This is a genomic window from Dysgonomonas reticulitermitis (assembly GCF_054601275.1).
In genome coordinates this window covers 1-16,111 of sequence record NZ_BAAHWU010000012.1, presented here as the reverse complement: position 1 = coordinate 16,111, position 16,111 = coordinate 1, and the positions used below count along the sequence as shown (strand labels likewise).

General features: G+C 36.0%; 10 protein-coding genes. 7 read left to right on the top strand and 3 right to left on the bottom strand.

Annotation, left to right across the window (positions count from 1 at the left end; genetic code table 11):
• Nucleotides 1-212 precede the first annotated feature (212 nt).
• Entirely contained in the window at nucleotides 213-4,292 is a 4,080-nt protein-coding gene (locus ACYPZI_RS06895) for a hybrid sensor histidine kinase/response regulator transcription factor (protein ID WP_459599961.1), read from the top strand.
• A 411-nt stretch (nucleotides 4,293-4,703) separates the two neighbouring features.
• Here ACYPZI_RS06895 and ACYPZI_RS06890 read toward each other — a convergent pair whose 3' ends face one another.
• Nucleotides 4,704-5,279 carry a superoxide dismutase gene (locus ACYPZI_RS06890; protein ID WP_459599959.1) on the bottom strand — a complete coding sequence of 192 codons (576 nt, stop codon included), beginning with the start codon at nucleotides 5,277-5,279 and terminating at the stop codon, nucleotides 4,704-4,706.
• A gap of 359 nt (nucleotides 5,280-5,638) precedes the next feature.
• Between ACYPZI_RS06890 and ACYPZI_RS06885 the strand changes: the two genes are divergently transcribed.
• Entirely contained in the window at nucleotides 5,639-6,517 is an 879-nt protein-coding gene (locus ACYPZI_RS06885) for a helix-turn-helix domain-containing protein (protein WP_459599957.1), read from the top strand.
• A 2-nt stretch (nucleotides 6,518-6,519) separates the two neighbouring features.
• Nucleotides 6,520-7,002, top strand: a complete 483-nt coding sequence (locus ACYPZI_RS06880; RefSeq protein ID WP_459599955.1) for a hypothetical protein — start codon at nucleotides 6,520-6,522, stop codon at nucleotides 7,000-7,002.
• A 54-nt stretch (nucleotides 7,003-7,056) separates the two neighbouring features.
• Here the strand turns inward: ACYPZI_RS06880 and ACYPZI_RS06875 are convergent, their stop codons facing one another.
• Together ACYPZI_RS06875 and ACYPZI_RS06870 are read right to left on the bottom strand one after the other, a co-directional pair.
• Nucleotides 7,057-8,739, bottom strand: coding sequence for a peptide MFS transporter (locus tag ACYPZI_RS06875; RefSeq protein WP_459599953.1), 1,683 nt, complete (start codon nucleotides 8,737-8,739; stop codon nucleotides 7,057-7,059).
• Nucleotides 8,740-8,849: 110 nt separating this feature from the next.
• Nucleotides 8,850-10,703 (bottom strand): DNA topoisomerase IV subunit B, encoded by a 1,854-nt coding sequence (locus tag ACYPZI_RS06870; RefSeq protein ID WP_459599951.1) that lies wholly within the window; start codon nucleotides 10,701-10,703, stop codon nucleotides 8,850-8,852.
• A gap of 138 nt (nucleotides 10,704-10,841) precedes the next feature.
• On the opposite strand from ACYPZI_RS06870, the gene ACYPZI_RS06865 reads away from it, so the two are divergent.
• From ACYPZI_RS06865 to ACYPZI_RS06850, 4 genes are all read left to right on the top strand, one after another.
• Nucleotides 10,842-11,630 carry a cysteine hydrolase family protein gene (locus ACYPZI_RS06865; protein WP_459599949.1) on the top strand — a complete coding sequence of 263 codons (789 nt, stop codon included), beginning with the start codon at nucleotides 10,842-10,844 and terminating at the stop codon, nucleotides 11,628-11,630.
• 94 nt (nucleotides 11,631-11,724) lie between these two features.
• Entirely contained in the window at nucleotides 11,725-13,881 is a 2,157-nt protein-coding gene (locus ACYPZI_RS06860) for a S9 family peptidase (RefSeq protein ID WP_459599947.1), read from the top strand.
• A gap of 82 nt (nucleotides 13,882-13,963) precedes the next feature.
• The gene (locus ACYPZI_RS06855) at nucleotides 13,964-14,524 is read left to right on the top strand and encodes a 5-formyltetrahydrofolate cyclo-ligase (protein WP_459599945.1); all 561 of its coding nucleotides are present in this window, start codon (nucleotides 13,964-13,966) and stop codon (nucleotides 14,522-14,524) included.
• A gap of 136 nt (nucleotides 14,525-14,660) precedes the next feature.
• Complete coding sequence (locus ACYPZI_RS06850) at nucleotides 14,661-15,806, top strand: hypothetical protein (RefSeq protein ID WP_459599943.1); 1,146 nt, start codon at nucleotides 14,661-14,663, stop codon at nucleotides 15,804-15,806.
• Nucleotides 15,807-16,111: the final 305 nt, after the last annotated feature.

The following is a 16,111-nucleotide window of genomic DNA, read 5'->3' as shown; positions in this document are numbered from 1 at the left end:
ATACAGACATTATAGATTTAACAAATAATCTGTGATGTCTGTATTTTATATTATTAAATTTATGAACCTAATAAATCTAATTGAAAATAAAATTGCGAATACAACCTAATATTATAAGTTCTGTTTACAGTAGATACCCATATGTAAGGGTAGTTGTTTGTTGGATTTGCGCTATACTATTCGCTATCCCGTTTTTTTCCGTTGAAAGAATAGTGGCACAAAACAATCCTCATTTCAATTATCTGACAGTAAATAATGGACTTTCCCAAAATTCCATTACATCCATAATCCAAGATTCGAAAGGTTTGATATGGATTGCAAGCTATGACGGTCTAAATCGTTTTGACGGTTTCTCTACTATTGTGAAACGACACGAATCTAAAAACAAAAATAGCCTCACAGAAAACCGGATCTTATGTATGACCGAGTATAAAAATGGTAATATATGGATAGGAACAGACGGAGGAGGAATTAATGTTTATGATCCCGGTAATGATAATTTTTATCATTATACAGTTCAGAATGGAGCTATACCCAATAATACTATCTATTGTATCGTTTCTGATACATCAGGCAATATGTGGGTAGGTACAGAAAAAGGATTGTTGAGAGCAAACCTCAATAATAATACCATAATTTTTGATTATTTTGATGATTGGGGCATTATATCCAAGTTATTATGTGATAAAGCTGGGAATATTTGGGTGGCATCAGAAAAAGGATTGTATGTAATACCTTCTACTCATGCAACAACAGGGAAAACGAGTGGCGCTATAGAAATTACCCAGATTCAAAACCCATATATAACAGCATTATTTTGTGATCATCTGGATAATGTATGGATAGCATCATATAATTCGTTGTTTAAGATAAAGAATTTCAAACACACTAATAAGAATATAGAAATCAGTAATTTATACGACTCCATATTCAAAGATGCAAGACCAGTAATAAGAGATATTGTAGAAGATAAGGATAATAATATCTGGTTTGGAACGGAGAACTCAGGACTATTTAAATTCTCGGTAGCGGAATCCGGGATTCTGCACAATACAAATTATTATCATACAGATAAGCCTTTTTGTAATATCAGCGACAATAGTATTCGCGCCTTATTTGTTGATAAAACTAATATCCTTTGGATTGGATTCCATAAAAGGGGTGTAAACTACACAGACATTTGTGGAAAAAACTTCCATTTATTACACGAGCTATGCTTACCCGAAATGAATGAACTTGGATATAAAAGCAAGTTTGTTTCATCATTTATATGCGACTCACATGATAATATATGGATTGTTACAGAGTCTGAAGGAGTATATCTATATAACTATAAGTCGAAGCAAATGCAATATCTGAATAATTTTCAAGGATACAAATCGGTGGGATCTGTTCTTGAAACCTTCAAAAAAGAAGTATGGATGGGTGGAGAAAGTTGTTTATACTTCATCACCGAAGCATATGCTGATCAGAAAAAAAATCTGCCTAAAAGAATAGCACTAGAGTCTCCTGTTGGTATTGTTCGCACTCTTTGCGAAGATAGCAATGGCGATATATGGTTCGGCTCGTTGACGGGAAAAGGATTGTATCGTTATAATCCACAGAAAGGTTCTTTCAAGTTATATGATATTGAAAATAAGATACCATCCGAAAAAATATTCTATTTACTAGCTGAAAGGAATATGCCTGTAATCTGGGTTGGTACATTAGATGGAGGTTTGGCTAAGATAAAATATAGCGATTTTGAGAATGATATTGAAACTGAGGTCTATACCACCGAAGGGGCACACACTCTCAACAGTAACCACATTTGGAATATATACAAAGACAAATCGGAAAGAATATGGATAGGAACAGATGCCGGATTAAATAAAATCGTATGTGACAAATCGGGGAATATACTTTCTATTTCATCTATAGACATACCTACTCTCAATGGAATCAAGGTAATGGCTATAACAGAAGATATGGATGGCAATTTGTGGCTCAATTGTAGTCAAGGACTTTATTTTTTCAATCCTCAGACTAACGAAACACAAGTGTATACATATCAAGATGGTTTGCAGAGCAATACATTTACCGAAGCATCAGTCATTACAAAAGATGGATGGATATATGCCGGAGGAATAAATGGCGTTAATTATTTTCATCCTTCTCAGATTAAGCAAAATCCTTACAAGAGCGATGTTGCTATTGTAAATTTGCGTATACATGGTAAGATCATAAGACCGGGTGAGGTATTTGGCAATAAACAAGTTTTGGACCAGGATATCAATCAAACTAAAGAGCTTGTTCTGGATTATAAAAATAATAGTTTTATGTTCGAATTTGTAGGAATCCATTATGCGATACCAAACAAAAATCAATTTCAATTCAAATTGGAAGGCTTTGACGAAAATTGGGTGCATACAACATCTGCTCTTCGAATAGCAGCATATTCAAATCTTCCTCCGGGAAACTATACTTTCAAAATAAAAGCGTCAAACAATGATGGTGTATGGTCTAATAATATTAAAGAGGTTAAGATAACAATTCTGCCTCCCCCTTGGAAAACAGTCTGGGCATATATCCTATATATGCTAGCGATATTAAGCTTATCTTATTTTATTATCCATTATCTGTTGACAAAGCAAAGGTTTAAGAATGAATTATATCTGGAGCGTGTAGAAAAAGAAAAAATGCAAGAACTGAACGAAATGAAGATGAGGTTTTTCACCAATATAACTCATGAATTTCGAACCCCTCTTATGCTCATTATTTCTCCTCTCAGAGACCTTATGTCCGATATAAGGAAGCAAAATAATCATGTGCAATTGCGTTTACAGATAATATCCCGAAATGCACAACGTTTGCTAGGTCTTATCAATCAAACTTTGGACTTGCGAAAGATTTCGTCAGATACAATGTCATTGCTTATAACAAGAAATAGTTTGCATGTTCAAGTAGAAAACATGATTGATTCATTCGAGCTTTTGGCTATCGATAGGGATGTAACTATTAGGTTTGAGAATGAATTGCCCACAGATATACAATGGTATGATAAATATAAAATAGATAAAGTCCTATTTAATATAATCTCCAATGCTTTTAAGTATACACCTAAAAAAGGAATAATTGACATACATATTCACCAAATGGACGATAATGATGGCATTGAGTATGCAATTGTTTCGATAAAAGATACAGGAAAAGGAATCCCCGCAAGTGAGCTAGATAAAATATTCGAGATGTTTTATCAGGCAAAAAACTCCACAATAGAAGGAACCGGCATAGGCCTATCGTATGTAAAGAGTTTGTTGAATATACATAAGGGGGATATATATGTCGAAAGTAAAGAAGGCCAAGGTACTTGCTTTACATTTAAATTTTCTGTCAGCAAAGAAGCATATAGCGAAGAACAAATTAATGACACAATCAATCCTGACTATGATAATCAGTTTATATTGCCAATTATAGATGATAGCGTGAATAATGAAATAACTGTAAGTGAAGAAATCTATACAGTAGAACGAAATCAGAATGGTGACAAAGGAAAAACAATATTGCTTGTGGAAGATAATATTGATCTGAGGATGTATATAAAAGACTGTTTGATAAAATACTATAACATAATAGAAACATCGGATGGGGTTGCCGGCCTCAAGTCGGCAAAAAAGCATCAGCCCGATTTGATAATATCAGATATAATGATGCCATTTATGGATGGGATAGAACTTTGTAAGACATTAAAAGCAGATATACATACACGCCACATTCCGATATTCTTACATAGTATAAAGTCAGATGAAATTACTCTCAAAGAGGCAATGGAGGCAGGAGCGGAAGATCTTATCTATAAACCGTACAATTACCTTGTACTGATTAAGAAAATAAGAAACTTCTTTAGAACGAGAGAACACCTTGTTTCACGTACCCAAGCCGAAATCATCCTCGAACCGGCCGAAGTAAATATCCCATCTTCTGACGAAGAATTAATGTTGCGAGTATCAAAAATAATTGAAGAAAACCTCTCCAATCCTGAATTTGGCGTAGAAATTTTGGCTGAAATGCTAAATATGTCTCGTATGCAATTACACAGAAGGATAGTTATGATAACAGGAATGCAGACGTCATCACTCATACGTGATTTTCGGTTACAACGGGCTTCTCAATTGCTAAAATCGGGAGAAAAACGGATTTCGGAAGTTATGTGGGAAACAGGCTTTAATAATCATACTCGTTTCAATAAATACTTCAAAAAGAAATATGGTTTGAATGTGAAAGACTATATAAGAAAGACGGATAACCACTAGCTAATAAAGTTGTATAATTCCAAATGAATATGTTATGCACTGGTTATCAATAGGATATTATTAAATTTTATTAATCTGCTGGTATATCGTATCTTTGTCACTTTTAGTTAAAAAGTTATGAGTTGTTGACTGTTGACTGTAGAAGTTTGTTACTTTTTAGTTAAAAGTTACTAGTAGACGAGATACGAGGTACAAGTTGTTTACTGTTTACTGACTACTAACTACTGCTAACTGAAGTTTGTTACATTTTAGTTAAAAAGATACGAGTTGTTCACTTACTACTTACTACTTACTACTTACTACAGGACGCGTGTCTGGACAGAGCAGATCATATACACGAGAGGCCGGAAGATTTTTCTTCCGACCTCTCGTGGCTATGAGAGGTTCATATATTTATGAACCCACGTTTGATTAATAGCGAGCTTCTACTGCGCTCCAATCTATAATTTTCCACAACTCAGCTAAGTGGTCGGCACGACGGTTCTGGTAATCCAAATAATATGAATGTTCCCATACGTCGAATCCAAGAAGTGGAGTTAACTCTTTTGTAATAGGGTTGCCTGCGTTTGCTTCTTTTGTTATTTGCAATTTGCCTGCGCTATCTTTAGCCAGCCATACCCATCCTGAACCGAATAGACCAACACCTGCTGCATTAAATTCTTTCTTGAAGTTTTCGAACGAACCGAAAGCGGCATTGATTGCTTCAGCTAATTTTCCTTTAGGTTCACCTCCTCCGTTAGGACTGAATGAAAGGAAATAGATGTTATGGTTCAGAGTTTGTCCTGCATTGTTGAAAATTGCCCCGTCACTTTCTTTTACTATTGTTTCCAAATCGGCATTTTCAAACTTTGTACCTTGAATAAGGTTATTCAGGTTTGTAATATATGCTTGAAGATGTTTTCCATAATGGAATTCAATAGTCTGTTGACTGATAACTGGTTCTAAAGCATTTGTTGCATATGGCAACTTTGGTAATTCAAATTTCATAGCTTTTGTTTTTTGATTGTTATTATTAGAATTTATATTTTGTGCATATATCGAACTTAGAAGTAGTCCGGATAGCATTATACATGTTAAATATATTTTTTTCATACCTTACGTTTTTTATTAGATACTGTAAATTTAACAATTTTGATTCAATATTTGTTTATAAAGTGATCAATATTCCTCATCAATTGTTTTTAATCTCATATTGTTAGAATCTATAATGTAGAATGTGTGATTTATAATATATATGAATAAATATTTGGAATATTATTATAAGACTACCTGAGATGCTGTTTTTAAAGCAAAGCCATAATTTATTCTCAAATAATATGTATTTTTGCTTAAAATAAATAGAACAAATGTTTTTCCTAGATGCATCATCCATATTATCCGAAGTTATAGAAGAAAATCACCAGCTAATTCCTGTCATTAACAGATTTGGGATAAAGCTGGGATTGGGTGACCAAACTATTGGTGAGATATGTTTATCTGCCAGGATAAACAGTGATTTCTTCTTGGTTATTCTGAATACTTTCCTAAATGAAGAATATTTTCCGGAGAAGAAACTTCAGAAGTTCGATATCGAGCTTGTTGTAAATTATATTAAACAGACTGATGCTTATTTGATTCATGCACAATTGCACAATTTGGAAAAACATTTGAAAGCATTCCTGTCGATGAGTGATCCGAACAACTCTCAATTAAAGTTGATAAACCGTTTATTTGATGAGTTTAAGGGTGAACTGATAGGACAGATAGAACAGGGAATGGTAAAAGGGAATGCATCCCTGGCATTGCTTACCGATCTTAAAAGTATAATTATAAAGCATATATCGGGGAACTTCAATGAGAATATGTGTTATGCTGTTATTTTTACCATTGATAGTTTTCAAAAGGATTTGGAAAAACATAACCGGATCAGAGAAAAGATATTAAGGCCGATGGTTGAAGACCTTTCAGAATCGGGATTAGAAGATTTTCAGGAGTTAATTGCCGTCAGCCATGCCCTTAGAGAGAACAGAACCCAGCCATTATCGCAGCGTGAATTAGATGTACTGCGTCTTGTCGCTTTGGGGTTTTTAAACAAGGAGGTTGCCGACAAGCTCAATATAAGCTTGAATACGGTATTATCCCACCGGAAGAATATAACGGCTAAGCTAGGGATTAAAACCGTTTCGGGACTCATCTTTTATTGTATTACACGCGGCTATATATCAGCAGACGAAATAGAATTATAGATATGCATAAATTAAACAGGTACATCTCCATAGAGATGGTGTTCGCGATACTCCTTATTATTGCCTTCTTTTTACCTTGGCTTGACTGGGGGCTTCTCAAAAAAACAGGATGGGATATTCCCGGTTTTCAGCAGGGGGTGACTAAAACCACTAATTTTATTAAATTCTTTTCAAAGAATAAAGAATCTGAATATACTGCTTATGTGGTTTTTTCAATACCATTCTTAAGTGTGATTGTCTGCCTGTTATGGATATGGTTGAAGCGAAAAGCGGCTCGTTTCTTTTTACTGATCACAGGTATTCTGGGTGTCGCTATATCGATTAATTTGTTCTACAAATTGCCTAAAGCCGGTAGCGGGGTATATTTACTATGTGGAGTATCCGTTTTGTCTGTTATATATTGTATATCGATGTTGCGAAAAAAGAAAAAGCCGGAGGAAGTAACTGATGGCGATGGATCAGATGGTACAAATGTCGAGGTATAAAATAAAAAACACCGGATTTTTCCGGTGTTTTTTTATTAGTTTTAGACGAATCTACTATTTCGCAACTTTTTCTAAACGTTTCATTATTGAGAATATGAATCCGGCTGCAACTAAGCATAAAACGACCAAAATTCCCCAGACTAACCATAATTGCATACCTCCCCACAAATATCCGATTATTGCTACAGCATAGTTGCCGACAGCAGTAGCGGCTAGCCATCCTCCTTGCATCATACCTTTGTATTGGGGTGGAGCTACTCTTGAAACAAAAGATAAACCCATCGGACTTAAAAAGAGCTCAGCGATAGTAAGAGTGAAGTACGTTCCAATCAGGAGATTAGGTGTAACCATATTGTAGCCACCTGTCGCTTCCACTTCACTAGGGGTAGGGAGCCCGAATGAACCCATTGACATAATAACAAAGCCAATAGCAGCTATAAGCATGCCATATCCGATTTTTCGAGGTGCAGACGGTTCTTTTCCTTTCTTGCCAAGATATGAGAAAAGCCCAACCGAAAGTGGTGTTAAAATAATAATAAAGAATGGATTGAATTGTTGAAAACGTTGAGGTGTGATACCCAAGAGTTCAGGCATGCCATTATAAAGCAAATACCCTCCGACTGCCGCTATAATAAATGCGCCCCCACCTATTGATTTACCTTTTATAGTAGTAGATGTTATCAAAGAAAACAAACCGTAGAACCCGATAATAGCCATCAACATTGTAGGTAATCCAAAACTGAATCTGTCAAACCCGCTGACAGTATCGACTGTATAGTCACGGGCGAAAAATGTGAGAGTCAATCCGTTTTGATGGAAGGCCATCCAGAAGAAGATAACAACAGCAAAAACAAGACAAAGAGCTATTATGCGCTCTTTAGTTTCAGCAGGGGATAAAGTTTCTACCGTTTTGGTTCCTGCTGCTTCGTCTGCTGCCATTTGTTGACGGGCAGTCACATCTGCTTTCTTGTATGTCTTTCTAAACAGGATAAAAATAAACAATGAAAAAACCAAAGAAACGCAAGCAACAGCAAATCCGTAATTGTATGATTCTGACAATTTATCTATATACATCTGTCCAAAATCACCTAAATTAGCACTAGCTCCTGGTATTTGAGCATCTGCTGCTCTGGTGAGTGCTTCCAAACCTTTTTCGTTGATAGTTCCATTTGCAAATTGGTGCGAAAGGGAAGGTATTACCGAATTATATGTCAGTCCCGATTTAGACAGAAAGTGATTCGTTACAGCCTCTGCTGCGCTAGGAGCAAAAAAAGCACCAATGTTGATACACATATAAAAAATACTGTATGCCAAATCTCGTTTTGAGCTATATTTAGGATCATCGTACATATTTCCTAACAAAGCTTGAAGGTTTCCTTTAAAAAAGCCTGTTCCCAATGCAATTAAGGCCAAAGCTCCAAACATCATTGCTTTTCCTGTGGCATTAACTCCTGTTGGCACAGCCAATAATAGATAACCACCGAACATGATAACTATTCCCAGTATTATTGTCTTACCATATCCAAGAAAACGGTCAGCAACAATACCTCCTAATAGTGGAAGGAAATAAACAAAAGCTAAGAAAATTGCAAAGATATTACTTGTGTCAGCACTATTGTATCCAAATTTTGCTTGGATAAATAAAACAAAAATTGCCAACATAGTATAATAGCCAAATCGTTCGCCCATATTGGCTATAGACAAAATTACTAGACCTTTAGGATGGTTTTTAAACATAAGGTTAAAATTTAATTAATATTATAGTTGTTTAATTTCTGTAATTTGTACAAAAGTAAGAAAACCTGTTATATAACTATATCTATCTGACTATATTTAATAACATATTATTAGTCTTCTTCCACTACCAGATTGTCGATGATAAACTCCTGACGCTCAGGAGTATTTTTCCCCATATAGAAGTTTAGCATATTTGTCACCAGGTCTTCCTTTTTCATCGATACACGGTCGAGCCTGATATCCTTACCTATAAAATACTGAAACTCATCAGGTGATATTTCACCTAACCCTTTAAAGCGGGTTATCTCAGGATTTACACCTAACTTATTAATAGCGTTTATGCGTTCTTCTTCTGTATAACAATATATTGTCTCTTTCTTATTGCGCACACGGAATAACGGTGTTTGAAGAATATATACGTGATTTTTCTTTATCAGATCGGGAAAGAATTGCAGGAAGAAAGTCAGTAATAACAATCTAATGTGCATACCGTCCGTATCAGCGTCAGTTGCTATAATGATCTTATTGTAGCGCAAGCCATCCAACCCGTCTTCTATATTTAATGCAGCCTGCAACAGATTGAACTCTTCATTTTCGTATACGATCTTTTTTGTCAGCCCAAAACTGTTGAGTGGTTTACCTCTTAGGCTGAATACTGCTTGCAAGTTAGGGTTACGGCTTTTGGTTATAGAACCACTGGCCGAATCTCCCTCGGTGATAAAGATGCTGGTGTCATCCAAATTATCACCCTTAGTCTCGTTATAATGTATTCGGCAGTCACGAAGTTTTTTATTATGCAGGTTTGCTTTCTTCGCACGTTCACGTGCAAGTTTTGTAACACCTGCTATAGCTTTGCGTTCTTTCTCCGATTCCAGTATTTTCTTCAATAAAGCATCGGATGTTTCAGCATGCTTATGCAGATAGTTATCTAGTTCCTTTTTAAGGAAGTCCCCTATGAATTTTTGAACAGAAGGACCGCCGGGACCCATATCTTTCGATCCCAATTTGGTTTTTGTTTGTGACTCAAAAACAGGCTCTTCAACTTTTATACTAATGGCAGCTACAATACCGCTGCGTATATCGGCATAATCGAAGTTTTTATTATAAAACTCTTTTATAACACGTGAAAGTGACTCACGGAAAGCTGACTGGTGCGTCCCACCTTGAGTAGTATGTTGACCATTTACAAAAGAATAATATTCTTCTCCGTATTGGTCTGTATGAGTAACGACAACCTCTATATCAGCATCTTTTATATGGATAATCGGATATAGGGGTTCGGAGGTCATGTTTTCGTTCAGGAGATCAACAAGGCCATTTTTCGAAAAGAATTTTTTACCGTTGTATATTATCGTAAGCCCTGTATTCAGGAACACATAATTTTTCAATAGACTTTCTACATAGTCATCACGAAAAACATAATTTGTGAAGATAGTATCGTCCGGAATAAATTCTATTGAAGTACCATTTTCGGATGTCGTCGGTTGAATGCTGCTTTCCTGAGTAACAATAGCTCTGCTATATTCTACAGCAGAGGTTTGTCCGTCACGAAAACTTTGTATTGCAAAATGCTTGGATAAGGCATTAACCGCTTTTATACCCACACCGTTCAAACCGACGGATTTTTTAAATGCTTTGGAATCATATTTGGCTCCGGTATTCATCTTGGAAGAGACATCTTTCACTTTCCCTAGCGGAACCCCACGCCCGTGGTCGCGTACTTTTACTCTACCTTCTTCTATTGTAACATCGATAGTCTTTCCAAATCCCATCATATATTCATCGATGGAATTATCTAAAACCTCTTTAAGTAAAACGTATATACCGTCATCGGCAGATGAACCGTCTCCCAGCTTACCAATATACATCCCGGGGCGGCGGCGGATGTGTTCTTGCCAATCGAGGGTTTTTATATCATCATCTGAATAATTTATTTCGGGTAGATCTATCTTCTCTTCTTCCATATATTACTGCTCCATAAATTGAGTTGTAAAAATATAAAAAAATAACCGGAACTGAAAGCCCCGATTCGTAGCTGTTTTGCATATTTTATGCTTCTGGTATTTTTTTTGTAGATTTGCTTAGTGTAAACTGTGAAAATTATGAATAAACAAATAGCCATATTGGGGATAGACCTGCAACGCGATTTTACAATACCTTCGGGTGCTTTATTTGTACAGAACGCCGATGTAGACGTGGTGAGGATCGCTGATTTTATCCGTAGGAACAATCAGGAAATAAGCTATATTGCATTAACTCTGGATTCTCATCAACCTATACATATTGCGCATCAATATTACTGGAAAAATGAAAAAGGTGAATTTCCTGAATTATTTTCAGTGATCAGTGCCGGTGATGTGAAAACGGGAAAATGGAAACCTCAATATAATGAAGAACGGGCTTTACTCTACTTAGAACGGCTTGAAGCGAAAGGAGAAGTCTGTACAGTATGGCCAATGCATTGTATTTTGGGTACTGTAAACTGGGCTATAGATGGGATTATTACAGATGCCCTTGCTGAGTGGGCAATAAAGAATGGTAAAGCATACGAATTGTTTTATAAAGGATATTCTCAAAGCACAGAACATTACAGTATATTCAAAGCCGCAGTAGAATGGGAGGGAGACCCTGAAACACAATTAAATACAAAATTGCTTGGAAAGCTGAATCTGTACGATGAAATATTATTAGTCGGCGAAGCTGCTGACTACTGTGTGGCCAATTCTCTAAATGATATATTGGATGAATGCGATGAACTGGCAAAAAAGACAGTTGTATTGACTGACTGTATGTCTTGGATTAATCCTGATAACGAAAAAGCAAAAGCTATTTTTAAGAAAGCAAAAAAGCAAGAAGTGCGGTTTTGTACTTCGGGGGAATATAATTTTTAAATTAAGATCTGATATGAGAAACAAAATATATAAAACTTAAAGGAGGAATCTCCCGCCGAAAATTGATATATTTGTCATAAAATAAATAAAAGACATGAGACATTTTTTAGGTTTATTATTCGCTTTACTGTTTTTTTCTATACAGGGGTACGGACAACGTCTGGAATTGAGAGATATTACAGCCGGCAAATATTCTGCACGGGGTGTTCAGCCTGTTACATCATCATCCGACGGGGAATCATACTTTCAGGCTGATAAAGAAAACAGAATGATTATAAAATACTCCTATAAAACAGGGTTGCCTACGGATACGGTTTTTGATGTAAGAAAAGCCCGAGAATGTACATTGGGCTCTTTTCAAGGTTTCGTAATGAGCCCCGATGAAAAACGACTGTTAGTTTATAACGATTATGAACCAATTTATAGGCATTCGTTCAGAGCCAATTACTATTATTATGATATACGCCGCAATTTAGTTAAGAAATTAACGGAGAACAAAGAAAAACAATCCATCCCTACATTCTCCCGCGATGGACGGATGCTTGCATATGTGATAAATAACAATATCTGGCTAGCCAAATTTGATTTCGAAACAGAATCACAAATTACCAGAGATGGTGAATTTGGCAAAATTATAAACGGAGCTACCGATTGGGTATACGAAGAAGAATATCGTACGGTTCGCCTTATGGATTTTTCTGAAGATGGGCGCTTATTGGCATTCGTACGTTTCGATGAAACGAACGTTCCTGAATATTCTATGCAAATGTACAAAAACGACCTATATCCAACTCTTCTCTCTTTCAAATATCCGAAAGCAGGAGAACAGAATTCGAAGGTGACATGCAATGTGTTCGACGTAGATGCCAAAACTATCCGGAAAATGAATATCCCCGGCGATATTGAATATATACCACAAATAGAGTTCTTGCCTAAAGGAGACGATCTTGCCATTTTTACTTTAAACCGCAATCAGAATATATTCAATTTATATCTGGCAAATGCACGGTCGGCAGTCTGCCGCTCCATTCTGAAGGAAGAAAGCGACTATTATGTCGATTCGGATTTGATGAGTTCTATTCGGTTTTTCGACAATCAGTTTGTATATCTTAGTGAGAAAAGTGGTTTTTCTCACATATATCTATATGACAACAATGGAATATTACAAAAACAGCTTACATCAGGGAACTACGATGTAACCGATCTTCTGTCTGTCGATCCGTTTACAAAAACAGTCTTTTATCAGGCTGCCGAAGAAAGCCCTTTACAACGTGCCATCTATAAAATAGATATGATTAAAGGTCTCAAAACAAAACTTTCTGTTAATCAAGGTACAAACACGGCTACATTCAGTAATAACGGAAAGTACTATATTAATGGTTATACCAATACCAAAACGCCGCGGGTGACCACCGTACACGATGCTACAGGTAAACAGCTACGAGTATTGGAAGATAATGCAAATTTGAAAAAAGCACTCGCCGGATTGAGTTTACCCACAAAAGAATTTATTACGGTGAAGTCAGCAGACGGCAGAGACCTGAACGCCTATATAATGAAGCCGGCTGACTTTAATTCTTCACACAAATATCCGCTAGTAATGGTACAATATAGCGGCCCTAACTCTCAGACAGTACAAGACAGCTATGGCATGGATTGGACAGACTATCTGACCACACAAGGCTTTATCGTAGCAGCAGTCGACGGACGGGGAACCGGCGCCAGAGGACAAGAGTTTCGTAAATGTACATATATGAATCTTGGCATATATGAATCGGACGATCAGGTCGCTGCCGCCAAATATTTTGCATCTCTACCATATATAGATGGCAGTAAAATAGCAATCTGGGGCTGGAGTTATGGCGGTTATAATGTACTGATGAGTATGAGTCGCGGAAATGGCGTATTTAAAGCCGGTGTGGCAATCGCACCTGTAACAAACTGGAAATTCTATGATAGCGTTTACACCGAGCGGTTCATGCGTACACCACAACAAAATGCCTCCGGTTACGATGCAGGTTCACCTATAAGCTTAGCCAACAAACTGGAAGGCAGTTTATTGTTGATACATGGATCAGCCGACGATAATGTCCATTTCCAGAATACAATGAATTATGCAAATGCTTTAGTTACGGCGAATAAACAATTCGATATGTTTGTATTCCCCGACAAAGATCATTCGATAAGAGGAGCTTCAACAAGAGCTTACTTGTATGAAAAAGTCATTAAATTTCTGAAAACAAATATGTGAAAAAGGAGGTGTCTCAAAAGCGAGATGCCTTCTTTTTTTATTTCTATGTTTTTTAATATATTTGAAGATATTTCAAGAAAAAATGAAGAAGATAGCAATACAAAAAAGCAACATCAGAAAAGAAATCGTTCACCTGAAAAAACTATACAGTATAAAGCAACTACAGAGCCGATCCGATGAAGTCTTATCCACATTAGAGATAACAGGTGCTTTTCAAAATGCCAAAACAATTTTTATATATAATAGTCTCAGCGATGAAGTTCAAACCCTTGACTTTATAGACAGATGGAAAGGTCAGAAGAACTTCTATCTGCCTGTGGTAGTCAAGGATGATATTGTATTCAGGGCGTATACTTCATCTACTGAATTTCAGCAATCTTCTTTTAATATATCAGAACCTATTGGTACAGATTTTACTGATTTCAAAAAAGTCGATCTGGTTATCGTACCAGGTGTCGCTTTCGATCGCAAGATGAATAGATTGGGGCGTGGGAAAGGCTATTACGATCGTTTTCTATCGAAGATCTCTGCCCCCAAAATTGGAATATGTTTCGATTTCCAATTATTGGATAAAATACCCGCGGAATCTACAGATATAAAAATGGACTATATTGTTTCTGAAAATGAACTAATTTGGAAATAATAAAACACAGAATGAGAGCTTATCTTCTATAAAAAGTTAAAAAAGAAAGAACTATATACTCTCCATAAACACAACTAAATAAAAATATTATCTTTGCGCGGAATATGAAAGGCATTCATCTATTACAATTCAAAATATGTCTGTAATAATTAAAGAAGTTAAAGAAAATAACAAATCCTTAAAAAAGGCCTTTGTAAAATTCCCTATAAAGGATTTATATAAAAATTCCCATTACTATGTGCCAGCTCTGATTCTTGATGAATTGAGCACTCTGGATACAAAAAAAAATCCGGCATTTGACTTTTGCGAAATGCAATTATTCCTAGCTTATAGAAATAATAAAATAGTAGGCAGAATAGCAGCTATTATCAATCATAAAGCAAATGATACATGGAATAAAAAGCAAGGGCGTTTTTCCTTTGTCGACTTCATCGATGATAATGAGGTTGTAGATGCCTTATTTACTGCTGCGGAAAAATGGCTAAAAGACAAAGGAATGGAGACGATAACCGGTCCGCTTGGTTTTACCGATCTCGATCCTGAAGGCTTATTGATAGAAGGGTTCGACAAGGTATCCACGATGGCTACTAAATACAGTTATCCGTACTATGTAACTCAAATAGAACGACTAGGTTTTGTGAAAGACGCCGACTGGAGAGAATTTCGCATACCCGTTCCGGCCGGAATTCCGGAAAGGCATCAGCGTATAGCAAATATGATTGCTCAACGTTACGGATTAAAGCTACTTAAATTTCAAAGTTTAAAACAAATCACGCCATATATAACCAAACTATTTAACTGCCTGAACGAAGCATACAAGCCTCTATATGGATTTTCATCTCTTACCCGGCGACAGATCGACCATTACGTAAAGATGTATGTACCGCTTTTGAGATGGGATGTTGTTCAAATAATTATAAAAGAAGAGACAGATGAAGTTGTTGGTTTTGGTGTATCAATGCCCAGCCTGTCTGAAGCATTAATTAAGTGTCGTGGCAAATTATTCCCGTTCGGATGGTTCCATTTGCTAAAAGCGTTGAAAGGCAAGAAAAATAAAGTCGTAGACTTAATGATTATGGGTATATTGCCCGAATATCAAGGAAAAGGCTTAAATGCAATGATTTTTTGTGACTTCATCCCTTCGGCTCATAAATCCGGATTTAGTTTCGCGGAATCTAACCCTGAACTTGAAATGAATAACAAAATGGTTTCTTTATGGGATGGCTTTGATGCCGAAAATCATAAAGTACGCAGGGCATATATCAAAGAAATAAAGAAATAAAATCAAAATATTTTTTACTATTGAGGACTTCATTAATTGATGTCCTCTTTTATTAAAAAAGTATTTAGTCGTCCCTTAAAAAGTATTCACACTTCTGATTATCAGTAAAATAACATTTAAAATAATTGTTTAAATCTGCAAGAATTCATATCTTTGTGGTATAATTCTTGCAGATTTATATGCTACAATACAGTAAAAAAGATAATCAGAGAAGTTTATTTTTCTCCTTATCAGATACATTAGATCAGCATCATCCGCTTTATATTTTAGCAGATAAAGTGGATTGGGCAATGTTTGAGTATGAA